Source organism: Stenotrophomonas sp. STEN046 (assembly GCF_056759755.1).
In genome coordinates, this window is sequence record NZ_JBRRDR010000007.1 from 64,172 (window position 1) to 86,669 (window position 22,498).

Below are 22,498 nucleotides of genomic sequence, written 5' to 3' on the forward strand. Positions count from 1 at the left end.
GTAGTCGCCGGGCCATGCCCGGCGCTACCACCGTGAACCCCAAGGTATTGCCATGAAGCTTCATTCCATTGCTCTTTCCATCGCCGCCGCGCTTGCGCTGGCCGGCTGCTCCACCCTGGTGCCGAAGGACACCGCGGTCGCCCCGGCCATTCCGGCGCAGTGGCCGGCAGAAGCATCGCAGGGCGAAGTGGCCGATGCGGCCGCCGTCGGCTGGCGCGATTTCTTCACCGACCCGCGCCTGCAGCAGGTGATCGGCCAGGCGCTGGACAACAACCGCGACCTGCGCGTGGCGGTGCTCAATGTTGAAAAGGCACGCGGCCAGTACCGCGTGCAGCGTGCCGACCGCGTACCGGGCGTGGCCGTCACCGGGCAGATGGATCGCCGCGGTGGCGACGTGCCGGTCACCGAGCAGTTCACCGCCGGCGTGGGCGTGGCCGATTTCGAACTGGACCTGTTCGGTCGTGTGCGCAACCTCAGCGAGGCCGCGCTGCAGCAGTACTTCGCGGTGGCCGCCAATCGCCGCAACGCGCAGCTGAGCCTGGTGGCCGAGACCGCCACCGCCTGGCTGACCTACGGCGCCGACCAGCAGCAGCTGGCCATCTCCGAAGCGACCCTGAAGAGCTACGAGGAATCGTTGCGGCTGGCCGAGGCCCGCCACGAACGCGGTGGCAGCTCGGGGCTGGAACTGAGCCAGACCCGTACCCTGGTCGAGACCGCGCGTACCGATGCGGCGCGCCTGCGCGGGCAGCTGGCACAGGACCGCAATGCACTGGCGCTGCTGGCCGGTGGCCAGATCGATGCGACGCTGCTGCCGGAGACCATCGCACCGCAGCTGCAGGCGCTGGCCCCGCCGCCGGCGGGCCTGCCCAGCGACGTGCTGCTGCAGCGCCCGGACATCATGGCCGCCGAGCACCAGTTGCTGGCCGCCAACGCGAACATCGGTGCAGCGCGCGCGGCGTTCTTCCCCAGCATCCGCCTGACCGGCAGTGTCGGCAGCAGTTCGGGTGAACTGTCCGGCCTGTTCGACAGCGGCACGCGGGTGTGGAGTTTCCTGCCCACCATCACCTTGCCGATCTTCCAGGGCGGCAAGCTGCGCGCCAATCTGTCGGTGGCCAATGCCGACCGCGATATCGCGCTGGCGCAGTACGAGAAAGCGATCCAGAGCGGCTTCCGCGAAACTGCCGATGCATTGGCATTGAACGTCAGCCTGGATGAGCAGGTGGCCTCGCAGCAGCGCCTGGTTGAGGCTGCCGAACAGGCCAACCGCTTGTCGCAGGCGCGCTACGACGCCGGCCTGGACAGCTTCGTCACCCTGCTCGACGCGCGGCGCACCGCTTACAGCGCCCAGCAGACCCAGTTGCAGGCACAGCTGGCACAGCAGTCCAACCGCATCACCCTGTACAAGGTGCTCGGCGGCGGCTGGCACGAGCGCGGATAAGCAGCGCTTCTGGCAGGTGCCAACCTTGGTTGGCACGGATGCGCTTCTGGTAGGTGCCAACCTTGGTTGGCACGGATGCGTCAGCGCAGGCGGCCGGCATTGTGCCAACCAAGGTTGGCACCTACCAGAGCGTGTGCCTTACACCGCTTCATCGTCCCGGCGTACGCCGTGGCAGGCACGCACCCGTGCCAGCGCGTCACCGGCCTCGCGGGCCATCTGCTCGTACTCGGCGCGGATCTCTTCCAGCCGTTCCTCATCCAGCTCTTCCAGATCCAGCAGTTCGTTGTTGGCATCTGCCGTGGCCCGGATCAGCTCATCCAGCTTGATCTGCATCGCGGCGGTGTCGGCGTTCTGCGTGTGCTGGATCAGGAACACCATCAGGAAGGTGATGATGGTCGTGCCGGTGTTGATCACCAGCTGCCAGGTGTCGTTGAACTTGAAGACCGGTCCGCTGATGCCCCACAGCACGACGATCGCCACTGCGGCCAGGAAGGTCCACGGCGAGCCGGTGGCGGCCGCGGCCTTCTTGGCGATCGTATTGAACAGGTTCCGTGCGCTCATCGTCATCGTTCCAGGAGAGTGTGACGATGATCGGCGCGACTGCGTGCAGGAGCTGTGTGCAGCGGGGTGGATCAGGCGCGCAGGCGCGGCGCTTCCTGGCTGCGCACCGGGCTGGCCAGGTACACGTGCTGCCAGCAGCGTTCAACGAACTCGCGGGCCTGCGCCTCGCTCAGGCGCGGCATGATCTGCAGCGCGTACTGGGTCTGGAACAGCTCGTCGCGCTGTGCGTTGCTGGCGCGGGGCTGGGTGATCAGTGAGTCGCAGGCGAACTTCACCCACGGCACATAGGTGCCGAACGAGGTATGCGCAAGCGCGCCTTCGGCGTGCTGGCGACGCCAGTGGTCCAGTTCCGCATCGACGTTGATGACGGGGGGGATGGTGGGGACTTCAGCGTGCATGGGATTCCAATCGGTTGGAGTGGCAGGGAGTGGGGGGCATCACAGTGTGGCCCGGGAGGCAGTGGATGCCGCGTCAGCAGGATGTGGAGCCTGCGTTGGCATTGCCGACACGCTGTGCGTGTTCGACCGCACCCAGTTCTTCTGCCAGATCGGCCATGGCATTGCACAGGCGCGTGTGATCACGCGGATGATCGCGCACCAGTTCCTGCTGCATGCACTGGTAGGCGGTCCAGAACGGGGCGGTACGTTGATGCAGCGCGTAGTGCTGCTGCAATCTGTCCCGGATCGCGGCCAGGGCTGGCTCGGGATACGGTCGTGCGGGGTGCGCACTCATGGTGGGGCTCCACCGGGAAATCAGGGTCCCGGTGCAACCACCCTAGGCGTGTGGGGTGAGCAGCATGTTAGTGCCGCGTGTGCAGCGCATGTTGCTGACTGTGCGCCAGCGCACATCGCGCACTGAAGAGCTTGCCGGCACTAGCGTGTGCCGGCTCTGAAGCATTCATTAATCCAAACGGGCGATCAGTGCGCGCCGCTCATTCGCCGATGTCTTCGTTCCAGATTTCCGGATGCTGCGCAATGAAGCCGCCGAGCAGGTCGACGCATTCCTGGCTGTCCAGATCAATGACGTTGACGCCGTTTTCGCGCAGCCAGTCGATGCCGCCCTGGAAGGTGCGCGATTCGCCCACCACCACCGTGCCGATGTTGAACTGGCGCACCAGGCCAGAGCAGTACCAGCACGGCGCCAGGGTGGTCACCATGATGGTGTCCTGGTAGCGGCGCTGGCGGCCGGCCTTGCGGAAGGCATCGGTTTCGCCGTGCACGGACGGGTCGCCTTCCTGCACGCGGCGGTTGTGACCACAGCCGAGCAGGCGGCCGTCGTTGTGGTACAGCGCCGCGCCGATCGGCACGCCGCCTTCGGCCAGGCCCTGGCGGGCTTCGGCGATGGCGGTCTGCAGCAGGGCCTGGTAGTCGGGCGTGGTGATCATGCGGGGCTCCGATAAGTCGTGGCCCGCCATGATACGGGCAGGGGGTGCCGATGGACCCCAGCGGTGCGATAATCGGGGCATGAGCGAATCCCCCTACAAATCCGGTACCACCCATTTCGGGTTCCGCGACGTCGACGCCAAGGACAAGCAGAAGCTGGTCGGCCAGGTGTTCACGTCGGTCGCGCGCAACTACGACCTGATGAACGACCTGATGAGCATGGGCGTGCACCGGGTGTGGAAGCGCTACTACGTGGCCACCGCACAGGTGAAGCCGGGCGACCGTGTGCTTGATCTGGCCGGTGGCACCGGCGACATCGCCGCCCTGCTGAAAGAGCGCGTCGGCGCCGAAGGCTCGGTGGTGCTGGGCGACATCAACGCCGGCATGCTGTCGGTCGGCCGCGACCGCCTGACCAACCGCGGTCTGGTGCTCGGCCTGGACTACGTGCAGTGCAACGCCGAAGCCCTGCCGTTCCCGGACAACAGCTTCGACCTGGTGACCATTGCCTTCGGCCTGCGCAACGTGACCGACAAGGATGCCGGCCTGCGCGAGATGTACCGCGTGCTGAAGGTCGGCGGCCAGGCCCGCGTGCTGGAGTTCTCTGAAGTCAGTGCCGACTGGTTCAAGCCGATCTACGATTTCCATTCGTTCAAGATCCTGCCGAAGCTGGGCAAGCTGTTCGCCAACGATTCGGACAGCTACCAGTATCTGGCCGAGAGCATCCGCAAGCACCCGCCGCAGGAAGAGTTGAAGGCGATGATGGGGCAGGCCGGTTTCGAGCGCTGCCACTACAAGAACCTGACCGGCGGCATCGTCTCGATCCATTCCGGCTACAAGCTGTAAGCCCTGCTTTGGTAGGTGCCAACCTTGGTTGGCACACGCCCGTCCGCGAGCGATGACAGATCCGTGCCAACCAGGGTTGGCACCTACCGGTAGAGGCCAACCTCGGTTGGCATGCGCCCGGGGCGCAGCGCAGCCCCGGCCGCCCGTACCGCGCCCGCCCGCCATTACCCCGCACCGCGCAACGCCTGCCGGGCCGGACGGAGGTACCATTGGGGGTCTGATCCCCGTAACGGTCCCGATTCATGCGTAATCCGCTGATGCTCCTTCCGCTGGCCGTGGCCCTGGCCGCCGGCTGCTCCCAGGAGGCGGCCGCACCCGCCGCCGCCCCGACTGCCGCAAAGGCCCCTGCCGCCCCCGTGAACGCCGAAAACCGCAGCCACGACGAAAGCTCCTACGCCGAGCCGGACAAGGTCGTCGTCAAGGACATCGCACTGGACCTGAAGCTGGACTTCGACCAGAAGCAGATCGGCGGCACCGCCACCTACACCCTGGAATGGAAGCAGAAGGACGCCAAGCAGCTGGTGCTCGACACCCGCGAGCTGACCGTGTCCAAGGTCGAGGCAATCGCCGCCGATGGCGCGCGCAGCCCGCTGCAGTTCGTGCTGGCCCCGGTCGACAAGGTGTTCGGCAGCAAGCTGACCATCGAGACCCCGGGGCAGCCGGCCAAGGTCGAAGTGACCTACCACACCGCACCGACCGCCTCGGGCCTGCAGTGGCTGGCGCCGTCGATGACCGAGGGCAAGAAGCTGCCCTTCATGTTCAGCCAGTCGCAGGCCATCCACGCCCGTTCCTGGGTGCCGCTGCAGGACACCCCGAGCGTGCGCTTCACCTACAGCGCGCACGTGGTCTCGCGCCCGGACGTGATGGTGCTGATGAGCGCCGACAACGATCCCAAGGCCGCGCGTGACGGTGATTACACCTTCAAGATGCCGCAGCCGATCCCGTCCTACCTGCTGGCCATCGCCGCCGGCGACCTGGTGTTCGAGCCGATCTCCGGCCGTTCCGGCGTCTGGGCCGAGCCGACCATGGTCAACAAGGCCGCCAAGGAATTCGAAGACACCGAGAAGATGATCGGTGCCGCCGAGAAGCTGTACGGCGAATACCGCTGGGGCCGCTACGACATGCTGGTGCTGCCGCCGTCGTTCCCGTTCGGTGGCATGGAGAACCCGCGCCTGACCTTCGCCACCCCGACCGTGATCGTCGGCGACAAGTCGCTGGTCTCGTTGGTCGCCCATGAACTGGCGCACAGCTGGTCGGGCAACCTGGTGACCAACGCCAGCTGGAAGGACATCTGGCTCAACGAAGGCTTCACCACCTACGTGCAGGGCCGCATCACCGAAGCCCTGTACGGCAAGGAGATGGCCGAAATGGAGAAGCAGATCGACCAGACCGATCTGCTGGCCGAAGTGAAGGACATGAGCCCGGCCGACCAGGCACTGGCACTGCCGCCGCTGAACGAGCGCGACCCCGACGAAGCCCTGAGCCAGGTGGCCTACGTCAAGGGTTCGTGGTTCCTGGAGTTCCTGGAGCAGCGTTTCGGCCGCGAGACCTTCGATCCGTTCCTGCGCGGCTGGTTCGATGACCACGCCTTCCAGAGCGCCAACACCGACCAGTTCGTCGAGTACCTGAAGAAGAACCTGCTGCCGAAGAACCCGACGGCGGTAACCGAAGCCGAGTTGAAGGCATGGCTGGACGAGCCGGGCATTCCGGCGTTCGCGGCCAAGGCGCAGTCGCGCAACTTCAGCAGCGTCGATACCGCGCGTATCGCCTTCGCCACCGCTGGCACCGTGCCCAGCAGCCAGGTCATTGCCGAGTGGAGCACCCAGGAATGGGTCCGCTTCATCGACGGCCTGGGCGCCACCCAGCCGCTGGACAAGCTGGCCACGCTGGACAAGGCGTTCCACTTCACCGGCACCGCCAATGGCGAGATCGCCATGCGCTGGTACCCGCTGACCCTGCGCAGTGGCTACGAGCAGGCCAATGAAGCCGCCAGCGCCTTCATCGAGCGTGTTGGCCGCCGCAAGCTGATCCTGCCGATCTATGCCGAAATGGTGAAGACCCCGAAGGGGCTGGAGCTGGCCAAGCAGGCCTTCGAGAAGGCCAAGCCGGGCTACCACCCGATCACCACCGCCTCGGTGCAGGACATGCTGTCCAAGGCTGAAGCCAAGTAAGCGGTAGTGCCGGCCGCTGGCCGGCAACCAGGCACTGCGTCACCAGCAACGGCGGGGAAACCCGCCGTTGCTGTATCTGCCATCCGCCGCCGATAGAATCGGGGGGCACCCGCAAAGGACTTCCGCATGAAACGACTGATCCTGCTCACCGCCTGCACCCTCGCGCTGGCTGCCTGCAGCAACCCCGAGGAAGAGCGCAAGGCGCAGGAAGCTGCCGCTGCCGCCGTGCAGGCACAGAAGGAAGCCAAAGCCGAGGACGTGGCCAAGCAGTACGACACCGCCGTGGCGGCGCAGGACTGGGAACGCGCGCGCCTGCATGGTGCTGCGCTGCTGGACCAGTACAAGGACACCGCCGCCGCCGAGCGCATCGCCGCCGGCTTCGACGAGGTCAAGGCCAAGGGCGATGCCGCGCGTGACCTGCGTCGCATGCAGGCGTTGTGGCAGTACAACCAGATTCCGGTGGGCAACAAGGGCCACCAGATCTCGGCGCAGATCTACAGCAAGGAACGGGTGGACGTGGATGGCAGCGGCGCCAAGCCGGTGCAGCTGGTGTTCCGCGACCACCCCGAATGGAAGCGGCATGCCTATCTGGTGCTGCAGGCCGGCGATTTCCGCTGCCCGCAGTGCACGGTGAAGGTGACCGTCGATGGCGGCAAGCCGATCTCCATGGCCGCCTGGCGCCCGAAGACCGATGAAGCCATCGCCATGTTCATCACCGACCAGAAGGCGCTGTGGAAGCTGGCGGGCAAGGGCAAGTCGATCAGCATCGAGTTCCCGGTCAAGGCCGGCGGCACCCGCACCGCGGTGTTCGAGACCGGCGGCATCGATGCCAGCCGCATGCCCAACTGGTGGCGCTGAGCATGCCTGCGCGGCTGGCCGACCCCTCGCTGTCGGCCATCCGCCACTGGGTGTTCGACATGGATGGCACGCTGACCGTGGCCGCGCACGATTTCGACCGCATCAAGCGAGAACTGGCCATTCCGGTACAGGACGACATCCTCACCCACCTGGCCGCTCTGCCCGCTGCAGAGGCCAGTGCCAAGCACGCCTGGCTGCTGGCCCACGAGCGCGAACTGGCCGCGGCCTCGGTGCCGGCGATGGGCGCGGTGGCGCTGGTGCGTGCGCTGCAGGGCGCCGGTTGCCGGCTGGGCATCCTCACCCGCAACGTGCGCAGCCTGGCCCAGGTCACGCTGCAGGCCATCGGGCTGGGTGACGTATTTGCCGAAGAGGACATCATCGGCCGCGACGAAACCGAGCCGAAGCCCTCGCCGGATGGCCTGCAGTACTTCCTGCGGCGCTGGCAGGTGGACCCGGCGCAGGTGGTGATGGTGGGTGATTTCCGCTTCGACCTGGAATGCGGCCGGGCGGCGGGCACCCGCACGCTGCTGGTCAATGCTGCAACCAACCCGTGGCCGGGCATGGCGTGCTGGCATCTGGCCGATTGCGGCGTGGTGCTGGAGCACTGGCAGCCTTAGCGCGACGCCGCTGCCGGGCTGTCGGGAACTGAACGTGGTGCCGGCGGTCAAAGCGGCGGTCATCACCGTGTAATGTGCGTGGCGGTGGCCCCGGCATTGGCGGTCTGCCCGCTGCGCGGGTGGTTGTCTGGGGTAACGCGTTATCCGGTGTGGCCCGCTGCCAGGGATGGGGCATGGGTGTCCGTTGTTCCTCTTCTGGATTCCTTTCATGCTTCGAGCTGTGTGGGTGTCGCTGCACCGGCGTCTGTGTCCGATCGCCGCCTTTTTCCTGTTTGGCCTGGTTGCCCTGTCGCTGTCACGCCTGGGGCTGTCGCTGTGGCATGCCGCGCGGGTCAGCGCCGCCGATGGCTGGCTCACGGTGTTCCTGCAGGGGATCCGGGTGGATGTATCAACCCTGTGCCTGCTGTTCGGCATTCCTGCGGTGCTGGCGCTGCTGATGCCCATGCAGGGGCGGTTGGGCTGCATCTGGCGGCAGCTGCTGCGCGGCTGGCTGATCATCGCCAGCGTGCTGCTGGTGTTCATGGAGGTGGCCACCCCGAGCTTCATGGCCGAGTACGGCCTGCGCCCCAACCGCCTGTTCCTGGAATACCTGATCTACCCCGAAGAAGTGGGGATGACGCTGCTGCGCGGCCATCTGCTGGCCGTGGTGATCGAAGTGGCGGCCGTGATCGTGCTGTGCTGGGCACTGCTGCGCGCGTCGCGTCGCTGGGCAGGCTGCAACCCGGCGGCGGTGCGCGAGGCCGGGTGGCTGTGGCGGTTGCCGCTGGCGATGCTGGTGCTGCTGCTGGCGGCCATGGGGGTGCGTTCAAGCCTGGGTCACCGGCCGTTGAACCCGGCGCTGGTGGCATTCTCCACCGACCCGACCATCAACGCCTTGCCGTTGAACTCGCTGTACACGGTGGGCTATGCCGCGCGGCAGCTGGCCACCCGCAGCGAAACCTCGCGCGTCTATGGCGACCTGCCGCTGGCCGACGTTGTCGCTGAGCTGCGCGCCAGCAGTGGCCTGCCTGCCTCGGCGTACGTTTCCGAGGCATTGCCGAGCCTGGCACTGCGTCCGCCGCAGCATCAGGGCCCGCCGCGCAATCTGGTGATCGTGCTGGAAGAAAGCCTCGGCGCGCAGTTCATCGGCAGCCTGGGTGGGCGGCCGCTGTCGCCCAACTACGACCGCTTGAGCAGGCAGGGCTGGGCGTTCGAGCGCCTGTATGCGACCGGCACACGTTCGGTGCGCGGAATCGAAGCAGTTTTGACCGGGTTCCCGCCCACACCTGCCGAATCGGTGGTCAAGCTGCCGGCCACGCGCCAGCGCTTCTTCACCCTGGCCGACGTGCTGGGGCGGCATGGCTACGACACCGGCTTCTACTACGGCGGCGAAAGCCATTTCGACAATATGCGCGAGTTCTTCCTCGCCAACGGGTTCAACCGCATTGTTGATCGCAAGGACTACCGCAAGCCGGCATTCGTGGGTTCCTGGGGCGCGTCGGACGAAGATCTGTTCGGGCGTGCCGACCAGCAGTTCCGGCAGTTGAGCGCACAGGGCAAGCCGTTCTTCGGCCTGGTGTTCACTTCCAGCAACCATGATCCGTTCGAGTTCCCGGATGGCCGCATCGACCTGTACGAGCAGCCCAAGCAGACCCGCGACAACGCCGCCAAGTACGCCGATTACGCGCTGGGAGAATTCTTCCGCAAGGCGATGGCATCGCCGTACTGGGAAAACACCGTGTTCCTGGTCGTGGCTGACCATGATTCGCGGGTGTTCGGCAAGGACATGGTGCCGATCGCCAATTTCCATATCCCCGGGTTGATCCTCGGCGGTGGCATCGCGCCGCGCCAGGATGCGCGCATCGTCAGCCAGATCGATCTGCCGCCGACGCTGCTGTCGCTGCTGGGCATTGCCGACCCCACACCCACCGTCGGGCAGGACCTGACCGATGCGCGACGGCTGCAGCCGGGGCGCGCGCTGATGCAGTACGACCGCAATCTGGCGTGGATGGAAGGCAACGACGTCGCCATCCTGCAGCCGGACAAACCGGCGCAGGGCTTCCGCTACGACCCGGGCAGCGACCAGCTGCAGCCGCAGCCATTGAAGCCGGAGCTGGCGCGGCGCGCACATGCCTACGCGATGTGGGGCACGCTGGCGTACGAGAAAGAGCTGTACCGGTTGCCGGAAAAACCCAAGCCCTGAACGGGTGGGGCGGGGCCATGGTGCCGGCCGCTGGCCGGCAGTGTCGACCAAGGTCGACACCTACCAGAGGCGTTCCAGGGTAGCGCCGGGCCGTTCGGTTACACGCTCAGCGCGTAACCGAACTGCTGCTTGAACTGCTCGTTGAACTCATCGAAGGTGAAACGCTGGTTCTGGGTGCCCGGGTGTTCCACCTTCAGGGCGCCCATCAGGTTGCCCATGCGGCCGATGGTCAGCCAGTCGAAGCCCTTCTGGATGCCGTAGATCAGGCCGGCGCGGAAAGCATCGCCGCAACCGGTCGGGTCGACCACGCGGCGCTCGTGCGCCGGCGGGATGTCGTAGCTTTTTTCCGGGGTGTGGATCACCGCGCCCTTCGGGCCGCGGGTGGTGATGTAGGCCTTGACCCGGCTCACGATCTCTTTCTCGTTCCAGCCGGTGCGTTCCTGCAGCAGGTTCGACTCGTAGTCGTTGACCACCACGTAATCGGCCTGCTCGATGAACTCGCGCAGCTCCGGGCCGTTGAACAGCGGCATGGCCTGGCCCGGGTCGAAGATGAACGGCACGCCGTCTTCATGGAATTCCAGCGCGTTCTGGATCATGCCTTCGCGGCCGTCCGGGCCCACCAGGCCCAGGCTTACCGCCGGCACGTCGCGCACATGGTTTTCGTAGGAACGCATCATCGCGCCCGGATGGAACGCGGTGATCTGGTTGTTGTCGTGATCGGTGGTGATGAACGCCTGCGGGGTGAACAGCTCATCGATCACGCGCACGCGGCTCAGGTCGATGCCCAGCGCGTCGAAGTGCTCGCGGTACGGGCCGAAGTCCGAACCCACCGTGCCCATCGGGATCGGATCGCCGCCCAGCAGGTGCAGGTTGTAGGCGATGTTGCCGGCGCAGCCGCCGAACTCGCGGCGCATGCGCGGCACCAGGAACGACACATTCAGGATGTGCACCTTGTCCGGCAGGATGTGATTCTTGAACTGGTCCGGGAACACCATGATGGTGTCAAAGGCAAGAGAACCACAGATCAGAGCGGACATCGATGTAAGCCTATGCGGTGAATTTTGGGGTGGGCCGGCCCGCTTCGGCGGGCAAGCAAACGGCGCCCTTGGGCGCCCGACCGCGCAAAGGTTACCCGCTGGTGCCGCTCAGGGCCAGAACCGGGTAATGCCCGATCAGGCCGAAAGCCTGTGAAGGCGCGGGTTCAGCTAGTTTTTTCCTTGCTCGGCGGCAGGCGGGTTGCTAGGCTTGTCGACCTCGATTTCTGCCCATTTTTTCGCCATCCCGCGGCGGGCACGACACCCCTCAGGACTCCTTCCTCAGATGTTCAAGAAACTCCGTGGCATGTTCTCCAACGACCTGTCCATCGACCTGGGCACGGCCAACACCCTCATTTACGTGCGCGGGCAGGGAATCGTGCTGAACGAGCCGTCGGTGGTCGCAGTGCGCCAGGATCGCGCCATTGGTGGTACCCGGTCGGTGGCTGCCGTTGGCGCCGAGGCCAAGCAGATGCTGGGCCGTACCCCGGGCCACATCACCACCATCCGCCCGATGAAGGATGGCGTCATCGCCGACTTCACCTATACCGAGGCGATGCTCAAGCACTTCATCAAGAAGGTGCACAAGTCGCGCGTGCTGCGCCCGAGCCCGCGCGTGCTGGTCTGCGTGCCGGCCGGCTCGACCCAGGTCGAGCGCCGCGCCATCAAGGAATCGGCCGAGGAAGCCGGTGCCCGTGACGTGTTCCTGATCGAAGAGCCGATGGCCGCTGCGATCGGTGCCGGCATGCCGGTCACCGAAGCCCGCGGCTCGATGGTCATCGACATCGGCGGCGGCACCACCGAAGTGGCGGTCATCTCGCTCAACGGCATCGTCTATTCGGCCTCGGTGCGCATCGGCGGCGACCGTTTCGACGAGTCGATCACCAACTACGTGCGTCGCAACCACGGCATGCTGATCGGTGAAGCCACCGCCGAACGCATCAAGGTCGAGCTGGGCTGCGCCTACCCGCAGGCGGAAGTGATCGAAATGGAAATCTCCGGCCGTAACCTCGCCGAGGGCGTGCCGAAGATGATCAAGATCAGCTCCAACGAAGTGCTTGAAGCCCTGCATGAGCCGCTGTCGGGCATCGTCAGTGCGGTCAAGCTGGCGCTGGAACAGACCCCGCCGGAACTGTGCGCCGACGTTGCCGAGCGCGGCATCGTGCTGACCGGTGGTGGCGCCCTGCTGCGCGACCTGGACCGCCTGATTTCCGAGGAAACCGGCCTGCACGTGCAGGTGGCCGATGACCCGCTGACCTGCGTGGCCCGCGGTGGTGGCCGTGCGCTGGAGCTGGTCGACATGCACGGCAACGAGTTCTTTGCGCCGGAGTAAGCCGTCCCGGCTGCTTCTGCCCGCAGCGCCCCTCCGGGGTGCGGCCTGCCGTATTGGCGGGTCGGCACCGGCGGGGCGCCCGCGTGTTTCCCCTCCGCCTTCTGCAAGTTGAATCATTGCCGTGCCGCCCTACGCCGGACCTCCCGTCGCTTCCCGATCCGGTGATGCCGCCAGCCCGCTGCGGCTGCTGGCTTACCTCGCACTGGCCATCACCCTGATCGTGCTTGACGACCAGGCCGGCTGGCTGGCGCGCCTGCGCGAGCAGTCCAACAGCCTGGTGCAGCCGGTGTGGGCGCTGGCCGGTCTGCCCGGCAAGCTGGGCAGCCAGGTGAAGGACACCGCCGCCAGCCATGGCCAGCTGGTGACCGAGAACCGCGAACTGCGCAACCAGCTGCTGCTGGCCAACGCCCGGCTGACGCGCCTGCAGACCGCCGCGCTGGACAACGCGCAGCTGCGCGAGCTGTTGAACGTGGCCGAGCGCAGTGGCCTGGATGTGCAGCTGGCGCCGATCCTGGATATCGACCTGGACCCGGTGAAGCAGCGTCTGGTACTGGATGCCGGCAGCCGCGAAGGCGTGCACGTCGGCCAGGCCGTGATCGACTCCGGCGGCCTGATGGGCCAGGTGATCAGCGTCACCGGCGGTACCTCCACCGTACTGCTGCTGACCGACCCCGACCACGCGGTGCCGGTGACCGTGGCCCGCAACGGCGTGCGCCTGATTGTGTATGGGCGGGGCGACAAGCTGGAGCTGCGCGACATTCCGCTCAGTGCCGGTGTTGAAGTCGGCGATGAAATCGTCACCTCCGGGCTCGGCGGGCGCTTCCCGGCCGGTTTCCCGGTCGGCACCATTACCGGCCTGCGCCCGGATGACACCCATGCCTTCCTGGTCGGTGAGCTGAAGCCAGCCGCCCAGCTCGACCGTGGCCGCGACGTGCTGCTGCTGCGCCCGGGCGCTGCAATTAATATTCCGCCGAACCTGCGCCTGCAGATGGAGCAGGCCACGCCGGGTGGCCCGGCCGACGCCGCGACACTGCCGACCGGCACCGCACCGACGCCGGCGCAGGGCGCCGTGGCAGAACCGGCCGCTGGCCGCAAGCCATCGCCGTCCGCGACGAGCCCCTCGGCCGCGGCATCTTCGGCGACGCCGGCCGCCCCGGTAGTGCCGGCCGCTGGCCGGCAACCGGCCGCGTCCGCGACGCTGCCGGCTGCCCGCGCATCCGGCCTTATCCCCGCGCCTTCGGCGCGCCCCCTTGAACAACAAGGGGGCTCCACGCCAGCCGGGTCTACGGTAGTGCCGGCCGCTGGCCGGCAACCGCAACCCACCCAGCCGCAGCCGGAGGCACAGCGATGAGCCGCCTGCGCGACAACCGCTGGGTGCTGCCGGCCAGCCTGGTCGCGGCGCTGCTGCTGGGCCTGCTGCCGTTGCCGGCGTTGCTGCAGCCGCTGCGCCCGTACTGGCTGGCGCTGGTACTGGCCTACTGGGTCATCGAAGCACCTGAGCGCGTCGGGCTCGGCATCGCCTTCGTCACCGGCGTCATCGCCGATCTGCTGTATGGCGGCGTGCTCGGCGAACAGGCGCTGCGGCTGGTGATGCTGGCCTTCATCCTGCAGCGCTTCCGCGCCCGTATCCGCTTCTTCCCCATGTCGCAGCAGATGCTGGCCATCGGCGGCCTGCTGTTCAACGACCGCATCGTCAGCGCGCTGGTCCACATCCTGGTGGGCGAGCCGACCCTGCCGTGGTCGTACTGGTGGGCCCCGCTGCTGGGCATGGGCCTGTGGCCGCTGGTGTTCGTGCTGCTGGACGCGGTGCGCTTCGGCAAGCGCGGGCGCTGAGCCGTGCTGCCGCGTCGCCAGGTCAAGAATCCGCACGCCGAGGCCGAGCAGTTCCGGCGCCGTGCCGCGCTCGGCTTCCTCGGCGTGCTGGTCTGCCTGCTGGGCCTGGGCGGCTGGTACTTCAAGCTGCAGGTGCTGGACCACGACATCTACGCCACCCGCTCGGAAGCCAACCGCATCAAGCCGCGGCCGGTGGTGCCCGGGCGCGGCATGATCTACGACCGCAACGGGCGGCTGCTGGCCGAGAACGTGCCGGCCTTCCGCCTGGATGTCACCCCGGACAAGGTCAAGGACATGGACGCCACCCTGGAAGGGCTGGCGAAGATCATCCAGATCAGCCCCGAAGAGCTGGAAGCGTTCAACAAGTCGCGCAAGGCGCGCCGCAAGTTCCTGCCGGTCACCCTCAAGCTGCGCATGAGCGATGACGAAATGGCGCGCTTTGCGGTCGACCGCTGGCGTTTCCCGGGTGTCGAGCTGGAACCCTACCTGACCCGCCGCTATCCCTATGGCGACCTGTTCGCGCACATCATCGGCTACGTCGGCCGGGTGGACGACCGCGATCTTGAGATCCTCGGCGAAGGCAATGCCGCGCTGACCCACATCGGCAAGTCCGGCCTGGAGCGTTATTACGAACAGGAACTGCGCGGCAGGATCGGCTACGAGCAGGTCGAAACCAACGTGCAGGGGCGCGCGATCCGCACCATCGGCCGGGTCGCGGCGCAGTCCGGCGCCGACCTGCGCCTGTCCATCGATGCGGATCTGCAACGGGCGATGGTGGCCGCCTTCGGCGAGCAGGAAGGTTCAGCGGTGGCGATGGACCCACGCACCGGCGAAGTGCTAGCGATGGTCAGCCTGCCGTCCTACGACCCCAACCTGTTCGTCAACGGCATCTCGCATGCCGACTTCAAGGCGCTGAACGACAATCCCTCGCGGCCGCAGTTCAACCGCCTGGTGCTGGGTGGCGTGGCCCCCGGTTCGACCCTGAAGCCACTGATCGGCCTGGCCGGGCTGGATTCGGGCGTGCGCCGCCCGGAAGACAAGGTGCTGTCCACCGGCATGTTCTACCTGCCCGGCACCTCGCGCGGCTGGGGTGATTCGCACCGTGGCGGTCATGGCTGGACCGACCTGCGCAAATCCATCGCGCAGTCGGTCAACACCTACTACTACCGGTTGGCACTGGACCTGGGCATCGAGCGCTTCGACCATTACATGGAGTACTACGGGTTCGGCCAGCCCACCGGCATCGACCTGACCGGCGAGATTTCCGGCATCCTGCCGTCGCCCGCCTACAAGCGGAAGAGCCGCAAGGAAGCCTGGTACCCCGGCGATACGGTCAACATCAGCATCGGCCAGGGCGACTGGAAGGTGACCCCGCTGCAGCTGGCGCGCGGCGTCAGTGGCCTGGCCAACGGGCAGCTGCGCACCCCGCATCTGGTGACGCAGCAACGCGCCGGTTTCGACCATGACTGGGTGGCGACCGACCCCGGCGAGAGCAAGCCGGTCAGCCCCAACCCGAACAACCTGCAGGCCGTGCGCGAAGGCATGATGGCCACCATGCTGCCCGGCGGCAGCGCCGCGCGCATGGCCGCCGGCGCGCCCTACACGATGGCCGGCAAGACCGGCACCGCACAGGTCATCAGCCGCAAGGGCACGGCGGCGGTGAACCCCAAGAACCTGCCGATGCACCTGCGCCACCGCGCGTTGTTCGTGGGCTTCGCGCCGGCCGAGCAGCCGGTCATCGCGCTGGCCATCGCCGTGGAAGGCGGCGGTTACGGCGGTGCGGCGGCGGCCCCCATCGCGCGCAAGATTTTCGATGCCTGGCTGCTGGGCAAGATGCCGGAAGGCATGCAGCCGCTGGACAGCGAGCGCGGCACCACCGCCATTGGTGCCACCGCCTTCGACAACGAAGACGTGGGCGCACGCCAGGCCGGCGATACCGCGGCGGCACAGCTGGGCGAGCATCCGGTGCTGGTGGGCGTGCCCGCGCCGGAACCGCTGCCGGCACCGGCACCGGGTACCCCCCCGGCCGCGACCGCGCCGACCGCGCCGCGCCCATCCATCACCGCGGAGGCCGCCCGATGAAGGAGTTCCTGCGCTGGGCGGGCGACATGCTGCAGCGGTTCTTCAGCAGCCTGGACTGGATGCTGTGCCTTGCCCTGGGCGCGCTGATGGTGATCGGCCTGGCAACGCTGAAAAGCGCCGGCGGCGATGGCCTGGTGATGGCGCAGGGCGTGCGCTTCGCGGTGGGCCTGGCGGCCATGTGGGGCATCTCGCGGGTGCCGATCCTGCGCATCCGCTCGGCAACACCGCTGATCTACGCCATCTCGATGATTCCGTTGCTGGCCGTGTTCGTACTGGGCACCGGCAAGTACGGGCGGCAGTGGCTGGACCTGAAATTCTTCTACCTGCAGCCGGCCGAACTGCTCAAGGTCAGCCTGCCGATGATGGTGGCCTGGTACCTGCACAAGATGCCGCTGCCGCCGCGCTTCAACACCGTGCTGGTGGCGATGGTCATCATTGGCGTGCCCACCGGCCTGGTGATGCTGCAGCCGGACTTCGGTACCGGCGTGCTGATCGCAGCCAGCGGTGTGTTCGTGCTGCTGCTGGCCGGCCTGCCGTGGTGGTGGGTGGGGCTGGGGGTGGGCGGTGTGGCAGCGGTGGCGCCGGTGGCCTGGTTCTGGCTGCTGCGGCCCTACCAGAAGGACCGCATCATGATGTTCCTGGACCCGGAAATGGACGCGCTCGGCGCGGGCTGGAACATCATCCAGTCGAAGATCGCCATTGGTTCGGGCGGTTTCGATGGCAAGGGCTGGGGCGAAGGCTCGCAGTCGCACCTGAATTTCATTCCCGAGCAGACCACCGATTTTGCGTTCTCGGTGTTGAGCGAGGAATTCGGCTGGATCGGCGTGGCGCTGGTGCTGAGCCTGTACCTTGTGGTGATCGGGCGCTGCCTGTGGATTGCCAGCCAATCGCGCGATTCCTACTCGCGCCTGTTGGCCGGGGCCACCGGCCTGGCGTTCTTTGTCTACGTGCTGGTGAACGGCGGGATGATTTCCGGCCTGTTGCCGGTGGTGGGCGTGCCGATGCCGCTGATCAGTTACGGCGGCACGTCGGCGGTTTCGCTGCTGGCCGGTTTCGGGCTGGTGATGGCCGTGCGGCGGCACAACCCCGTGCATGGTGGTTACGGGTAATTGCCATCCATCGGCGCGGCCCCTCGTGGGCGGGGCGTTCTGGATTCGTCGGGTGGGCCGGGCGGGTGGGCTGTACAGGGGGCGCTGCAAGTACGTCCATGTAAGCTCGGTCGCCGCATCCATGCGGCTCACTGATCTGGCTCCCCGTAGGCAGAAGGGTGGGCGCTTCGCTCTTTAGTAGTGCCGAGCCATGCTCGGCTCCACCGACCAGAGCACATCACGCGGCGCGTAACTGCACATCCACATATTCCGACAACCCACGGCACGCCAGCAGCAGGCCTTCGCGTGCGTCGTCGCCCAGTGGCTGGTCGTCATCGCCATCCACGCGCGCGCGCTCGGTGGCGTGCAGCAGTTCCAGCAGGAATGTCAGCCCGGCGTTGGCGCGGTCGATACGCGCCATCGCCATGCATTGCGCGGGTGTTCGGCCGCGCACAGGCCAGGGCTGGCCATCGGCACCCTCTACCTGGCGGATGCGCTGCAGGCAGCCCAGCAGGGTGATGCCATGCGAAGGCGGTGCGGCCTGGGTGGCGGCAAGCGTGGTTTCCAGTGCGCGCGCGAGGTCATCCGGCAGCTGGTTGGCGGCGTCGCCCAGCGTGGCGAACAGATACGGGTAGGTGGAAGCGGACATGGCGGCATCCTTGTGCGGTAGGCAAGGGCCACCCACGCGCAGCGGCGAGGGTGGCGGACGATGCGTGGCTCCAATACCGGTGATAGACGCGTAAGAACGCCGGCGGGCACGAGGCCCTCCACGCACCGCCCGCCAAAGACGCACGGACGGATTGCCAGCCGACGCCACCCAACAAGGAAAGGGCGACGCCGGCCGGCAAGCGTAAACAACGCGTCTATCAAACGGGATTGGAGTCCCGTGCCACCCGTTGTCGGTGGCCACACATGATGTGCACGCGAACCCTGCGGCTCCAATCAGAATAGTTGGAAACTCGAAATGTTCAGGACTTGAACGCACACACCGCGCGAGGAGCCGATAGCGACAAAGAGCGCCGCCAACTGGCTGACAGCTTCGCGAAAGTAGCGGTTGTTACCGTGCAGCGGTGAACGCAAAAAGAATGTTTGCCGCCTGCAATGAGGTGGTGCGTACGATCGATCTGCCGTTGCTGGTCGCGCTGTTGTTGTTGATGGGCGCGGGCCTGGCGGTGCTGCACAGCGTGAACGGGCCGGTGCAGGGACAGGCGATGCGCTTTGCCATGGGGCTGGTGGCGATGTGGTTGCTGTCGCGTGTCTCGCTGCTGCGCCTGCGTGCGTGGACGCCGGCCCTGTATGCGCTGTCGATGCTGCCGCTGATGGCCGTGTATGTCATCGGCACCGGCAAGTACGGGCAACGCTGGCTCAATCTGGGCGTGTTCTATCTGCAGCCCTCGGAGCTGCTCAAGCTCAGCCTGCCGCTGATGATGGCCTGGTACCTGCACAGCAGGCCGCTGCCGCCCTCGCCGCGCACGGTGCTGACTGCGGCGGTGTTGATCGGCGTACCGGCGCTGCTGATCCTGATGCAGCCCAACCTGGGCACGGCCACACTGGTTACCGCCAGCGGGGTGTTCGCGTTGCTGCTGGCTGGCCTGCACTGGGGTTGGGTGGCCACCGGCCTGGCGGGAATTTCGATGGCCGCGCCGCTGGCGTGGTTTGGCCTGCTGCGTCAGTACCAGAAGGATCGGGTCATGACCTTTCTCGACCCTGCCGCCGATCCACTGGGCACCGGCTGGAACATCCTGCAGTCGCGCATCGCCATCGGCTCTGGCGGCATGCAGGGGCGTGGCTGGGGGCAGGGTACGCAGGCCACGCTGGATTTCCTGCCCGAATACACCACCGACTTCGCCTTCTCGGTGTTGGCCGAAGAGTTCGGCTGGATAGGGGTGGTGACGGTGTTCGCGCTGTATCTGTTCGTGGTGGGGCGTTGCCTTTCCATCGCGGTGCAGGCACGCGACACCCATGCGCGCTTACTGGCTGGCAGCCTGGGGCTGGCGTTCTTTGTGTATGTGCTGGTGAACGGCGGCATGATTTCCGGCCTGCTGCCGGTGGTGGGTATTCCCATGCCGTTGATCAGCTATGGCGGCACCTCGGCGGTGTCCCTGCTGGCCGGCATCGGCCTGGTGATGGCGGTGCGCGGGCACCGCCCGGTGCACGGCGCGTAGGTCCACGCCAAGCACGGGCGCCTGCAGGCGCCTGCTGAATCTGCGCAACGCCTGTTGTGCAAACGTTCCCAGGCCACCGCCCGTCGGCACCACTCACGACGAAGTTCCATAAAAAGTGCGGACCAATTCACACTTTGACGCCGCGTTGATCCTGATCAATGGACATGTCGCAATCGGCCTGCACAATGGCGGCCCGTTCGACATGGCGCGCCGTCTTTGATGCAGCGCGAGGGGCGTCGGGCGGGAAAGCAGTACTGGTCCAACAGGTACAAGGAGTGCGGGGCACTGTCACTGGGGAGCGACAGCCGCACAGGTATCGACCGGATCCGGTAGCCGGTTGCGTCTGCGGGGATGGGGACGCAACCGGCAACCTCTGCCTGAATGGGGCGGGACAATCACGACGTCTTCACATTTCTCGCTGAACGCGAGCAAATCGTTGTGATTCATGGTGTTAGGGGTTTTAATTCATCCATGACCTGCTAACCTGCGGTGATGATTCGACGCTCTCTGGCCTGCATGCTCACCCTCGGCCTGGTCGCCTGTGCGACCCAGCCGACGTCTCCACCGACTTCGCCCCAGGCCAGCAGTACGCCGCGCCACCCGGCCAGCAAGCCTGCCGGCCCGGCCGAAGCTGCGCCGGAAGCGGCTGCCGCTACCGCCGCGCCGGTCGACCTGACCCCGGTGCCGTTTGAAACCGCGCGCGCCCGCTTCATTGCCGATACCGCAAAGCGCTACGGCCTGAAACCCGATGAGATCCGCGCGGTGCTCGACCAGGCGCAGGTGCGCCAGCCGATCATCGCCGCCATGTCGCGGCCGGCCGAACGGGTCAAGCCGTGGAACGAATACCGGCCGATGTTCATCAGCAAGGCCCGCATCGACGGTGGCAAGGCCTTCCTGGCCCAGCACCGCGCCGAACTGGACCGCGTGCAGCAGCGCACCGGCGTGCCGGCCGAAGTGATCGTGGCCATCATCGGCGTGGAAACCAGCTACGGCAAAAACGCCGGCAGCCATCGCGTGCTGGATGCGCTGTATACGCTGGCTTTCTATTACCCGCGCAGCGGCGACCCGGCCAAGCTGGAACGCGAAGTGCGCCGCGAGCTGTTCTTCCGCGATGAACTGGCCAAGCTGTTCGAGCTGGGCCGCGAAGAAAAGCTGGACATCACCACGCTCAAGGGCAGCTATGCCGGTGCGATGGGCATGGGCCAGTTCATGCCGTCCAGCTATCTGGATTACGCCGTGGATGGCAACGGCGATGGCCGCCGTGATCTGTTCACCAGCTACGACGACGTGTTCTCTTCCATCGCCAACTACTTCGTGAAGAAGGGCGGTTGGGTGCGTGGTGGCCAGGTGGCGGTGCCGGCAACGCTGGCCACCGGTCGCGAGGAATTCAACCCGACCGAATGGATGCCCACCTGGTCGCTGGCCGATCTGGCCCAGCGTGGCTACCAGCCCAGCGCGCCGGTACAGCCCGGTGCCACCGCCACGCCGGTCACGCTGGAAGGCAGCACCGGCAAGCAGTACTGGCTGGGCTTCCAGAACTACTACGCAATCACCCGCTACAACCTTTCCAAGATGTACGCGATGGCCGTGTTCCAGTTGTCGCAGGCCATTGCCGGTCAGGAGCTGCCCCCGGCATGAACATCAGATGGCTGGTCCCTGGATTGATCGTCCTCGCGCTGGCCGCCTGCAGCAGCGCGCCCAAGAAACCGGGAAGCGCCGGACACGGCGGCAAGCCGTCGTCCACGGTGGTGCAGGGCAAGGGCGGGCGCCCGGCGCACTGTCCGGACGGCTCGCCGTATGCAGCGGCCACCGAAGACATGTCCACGCGTGGCAACTACACCGCCGGCGGCCTGTACAAGCCGGGGGTGAAAGACACCACGCCGAGCTACGTGCCCAACGTGGCCTGCATTCCCGAGCCGCTGGTGACCGATGAAGACCGTTCGTCCATCGGCAACAAATCGCCGTATGTGGTGCTGGGCAAGCAGTACAAGGTGCTGGATGACACCCGCAACTATGTCGAGCGCGGCACCGCTTCGTATTACGGTGCCAAGTTCCATGGCCGCCTGACCTCCAACCGCGAGGTCTACGACATGTACCAGTTCACCGCCGCGCACAAGACGCTGCCACTGCCCAGCTTCGCCCGCGTGACCAATCTGGACAACGGCGAATCGGTGATCGTGCGCGTCAACGACCGTGGCCCGTTCCATGATGGCCGCGTGGTTGATCTGAGCTACGCCGCCGCCGTGCGCCTGGGCATCACCCAGCGTGGCACCGGCAATGTGGAAGTGCGCGCGCTGCAGCCCGGCGAAGGCAACCTGATGGCGCAGAAGCCGTCGCGCCGCGAGCGCCGTGCTGCCGAAGCCGCAGCGGCCAGCACCGCCGTCGCCAGTGCACGGCCGGCCGCCACCCGCACGGTGGCCGACAGCGATATCGACCGCCTGGTCAAGCGCCTGCCCGCAGATGGCGCACCGGCACGTGGTCAACCGGCCACCACCCAGGCGGCGGTCAGTACCAGTTCCGAAGTGGCCGTCAGCAGCCTGCCGCCCAGCGCGCCGGTGGCACGTGCGCCGGCCCCGGCCGTGGCCGTGGCCCCGCGCAGCCCCGTAACGAGCGCGCCCAGCCTGTCGCAGCAGGTGGTGGGGGCGGTCATGCTGCAGGTGGCCAGCTTCTCCAGCCGCGACAACGCCACCCGCGCCATGGGCCAGCTCAACGCGGCCGGCATTGTCGGGGCGACCATCAGTGACATCGCTGCCGGTGGCCGCACCCTGTTCCGCCTGCGGGTACCGGCCAGCGACCATGCCAGCGCCGCGGAACTTGCCGGGCGCATCTCGGGTCTGGGCTTTGGTTCGCCGCAGATCGTCAAGGACTGACACCCCGGGCCGGTGCTGCCGGCCCTTGCCACACCGGCCTT

The 22,498-nt window shown here is 66.9% G+C and carries 20 protein-coding genes; 14 read left to right on the forward strand and 6 right to left on the reverse strand.

Translation table 11 applies throughout. The features are described from left to right. The first annotated feature begins 52 nt into the window (after positions 1–52). Positions 53–1,438, forward strand: a complete 1,386-nt coding sequence (smeF, locus tag ACVOLJ_RS05600) for a multidrug efflux RND transporter outer membrane subunit SmeF (RefSeq protein WP_475278346.1) — start codon at positions 53–55, stop codon at positions 1,436–1,438. A gap of 138 nt (positions 1,439–1,576) precedes the next feature. Here smeF and ACVOLJ_RS05605 read toward each other — a convergent pair whose 3' ends face one another. The 4 genes from ACVOLJ_RS05605 to ACVOLJ_RS05620 form a co-directional block, all read right to left on the reverse strand. After that, positions 1,577–1,999 carry a low affinity iron permease family protein gene (locus ACVOLJ_RS05605; RefSeq protein WP_475278345.1) on the reverse strand — a complete coding sequence of 141 codons (423 nt, stop codon included), beginning with the start codon at positions 1,997–1,999 and terminating at the stop codon, positions 1,577–1,579. Between the two features lie 71 nt (positions 2,000–2,070). After that, positions 2,071–2,397: a hypothetical protein gene (locus ACVOLJ_RS05610; RefSeq protein ID WP_475278344.1), complete on the reverse strand. Its 327-nt coding sequence runs from the start codon at positions 2,395–2,397 to the stop codon at positions 2,071–2,073. Between the two features lie 73 nt (positions 2,398–2,470). Continuing rightward, positions 2,471–2,731, reverse strand: a complete 261-nt coding sequence (locus ACVOLJ_RS05615) for a hypothetical protein (protein WP_475278343.1) — start codon at positions 2,729–2,731, stop codon at positions 2,471–2,473. A gap of 199 nt (positions 2,732–2,930) precedes the next feature. Further along, entirely contained in the window at positions 2,931–3,383 is a 453-nt protein-coding gene (locus ACVOLJ_RS05620; RefSeq protein WP_005411083.1) for a nucleoside deaminase, read from the reverse strand. 79 nt (positions 3,384–3,462) lie between these two features. Here ACVOLJ_RS05620 and ubiE point away from each other — a divergent pair, with 79 nt between their 5' ends. The 5 genes from ubiE (at position 3,463) to ACVOLJ_RS05645 (ending at position 10,052) form a co-directional block, all read left to right on the forward strand. After that, positions 3,463–4,224 carry a bifunctional demethylmenaquinone methyltransferase/2-methoxy-6-polyprenyl-1,4-benzoquinol methylase UbiE gene (gene ubiE, locus ACVOLJ_RS05625; protein ID WP_135275138.1) on the forward strand — a complete coding sequence of 254 codons (762 nt, stop codon included), beginning with the start codon at positions 3,463–3,465 and terminating at the stop codon, positions 4,222–4,224. A 242-nt stretch (positions 4,225–4,466) separates the two neighbouring features. Then, entirely contained in the window at positions 4,467–6,395 is a 1,929-nt protein-coding gene (locus ACVOLJ_RS05630; protein WP_481563663.1) for a M1 family metallopeptidase, read from the forward strand. A gap of 126 nt (positions 6,396–6,521) precedes the next feature. After that, positions 6,522–7,253, forward strand: a complete 732-nt coding sequence (locus ACVOLJ_RS05635) for a hypothetical protein (RefSeq protein ID WP_481563664.1) — start codon at positions 6,522–6,524, stop codon at positions 7,251–7,253. A gap of 2 nt (positions 7,254–7,255) precedes the next feature. Continuing rightward, positions 7,256–7,870 carry an HAD family hydrolase gene (locus ACVOLJ_RS05640; protein WP_475278340.1) on the forward strand — a complete coding sequence of 205 codons (615 nt, stop codon included), beginning with the start codon at positions 7,256–7,258 and terminating at the stop codon, positions 7,868–7,870. A gap of 208 nt (positions 7,871–8,078) precedes the next feature. Next, positions 8,079–10,052, forward strand: coding sequence for an LTA synthase family protein (locus ACVOLJ_RS05645; RefSeq protein ID WP_481563665.1), 1,974 nt, complete (start codon positions 8,079–8,081; stop codon positions 10,050–10,052). Between the two features lie 98 nt (positions 10,053–10,150). Here the strand turns inward: ACVOLJ_RS05645 and ACVOLJ_RS05650 are convergent, their stop codons facing one another. Then, entirely contained in the window at positions 10,151–11,089 is a 939-nt protein-coding gene (locus ACVOLJ_RS05650) for a carbohydrate kinase family protein (protein ID WP_475278338.1), read from the reverse strand. 283 nt (positions 11,090–11,372) lie between these two features. On the opposite strand from ACVOLJ_RS05650, the gene ACVOLJ_RS05655 reads away from it, so the two are divergent. The 5 genes from ACVOLJ_RS05655 (at position 11,373) to rodA (ACVOLJ_RS05675) (ending at position 17,443) form a co-directional block, all read left to right on the forward strand. Next, positions 11,373–12,419, forward strand: a complete 1,047-nt coding sequence (locus ACVOLJ_RS05655; RefSeq protein ID WP_005419402.1) for a rod shape-determining protein — start codon at positions 11,373–11,375, stop codon at positions 12,417–12,419. A 121-nt stretch (positions 12,420–12,540) separates the two neighbouring features. Beyond that, positions 12,541–13,770, forward strand: a complete 1,230-nt coding sequence (gene mreC, locus ACVOLJ_RS05660) for a rod shape-determining protein MreC (RefSeq protein WP_481563666.1) — start codon at positions 12,541–12,543, stop codon at positions 13,768–13,770. Then, the gene (gene mreD, locus ACVOLJ_RS05665) at positions 13,767–14,252 is read left to right on the forward strand and encodes a rod shape-determining protein MreD (RefSeq protein ID WP_475278336.1); all 486 of its coding nucleotides are present in this window, start codon (positions 13,767–13,769) and stop codon (positions 14,250–14,252) included. Before mreC ends, mreD begins: the two co-directional genes overlap by 4 nt. A 3-nt stretch (positions 14,253–14,255) precedes the next feature. Next, positions 14,256–16,334, forward strand: coding sequence for a penicillin-binding protein 2 (gene mrdA / locus ACVOLJ_RS05670; protein ID WP_481563667.1), 2,079 nt, complete (start codon positions 14,256–14,258; stop codon positions 16,332–16,334). Continuing rightward, the gene (rodA, locus tag ACVOLJ_RS05675; protein WP_481563668.1) at positions 16,331–17,443 is read left to right on the forward strand and encodes a rod shape-determining protein RodA; all 1,113 of its coding nucleotides are present in this window, start codon (positions 16,331–16,333) and stop codon (positions 17,441–17,443) included. The genes mrdA and rodA (ACVOLJ_RS05675) overlap by 4 nt, the downstream gene beginning before the upstream one ends. 217 nt (positions 17,444–17,660) lie before the next feature. Here the strand turns inward: rodA (ACVOLJ_RS05675) and ACVOLJ_RS05680 are convergent, their stop codons facing one another. Continuing rightward, positions 17,661–18,071, reverse strand: a complete 411-nt coding sequence (locus tag ACVOLJ_RS05680) for a hypothetical protein (protein ID WP_481563669.1) — start codon at positions 18,069–18,071, stop codon at positions 17,661–17,663. Positions 18,072–18,507: 436 nt separating this feature from the next. On the opposite strand from ACVOLJ_RS05680, the gene rodA (ACVOLJ_RS05685) reads away from it, so the two are divergent. From rodA (ACVOLJ_RS05685) to ACVOLJ_RS05695, 3 genes are all read left to right on the forward strand, one after another. After that, positions 18,508–19,587, forward strand: coding sequence for a rod shape-determining protein RodA (gene rodA, locus ACVOLJ_RS05685; protein ID WP_481563670.1), 1,080 nt, complete (start codon positions 18,508–18,510; stop codon positions 19,585–19,587). 492 nt (positions 19,588–20,079) lie between these two features. Beyond that, a complete protein-coding gene (gene mltB, locus ACVOLJ_RS05690; RefSeq protein ID WP_475278331.1) occupies positions 20,080–21,225 on the forward strand; it encodes a lytic murein transglycosylase B in 1,146 nt (381 codons plus the stop codon). Further along, positions 21,222–22,457 (forward strand): septal ring lytic transglycosylase RlpA family protein, encoded by a 1,236-nt coding sequence (locus ACVOLJ_RS05695; RefSeq protein ID WP_481563671.1) that lies wholly within the window; start codon positions 21,222–21,224, stop codon positions 22,455–22,457. Before mltB ends, ACVOLJ_RS05695 begins: the two co-directional genes overlap by 4 nt. Positions 22,458–22,498: the final 41 nt, after the last annotated feature.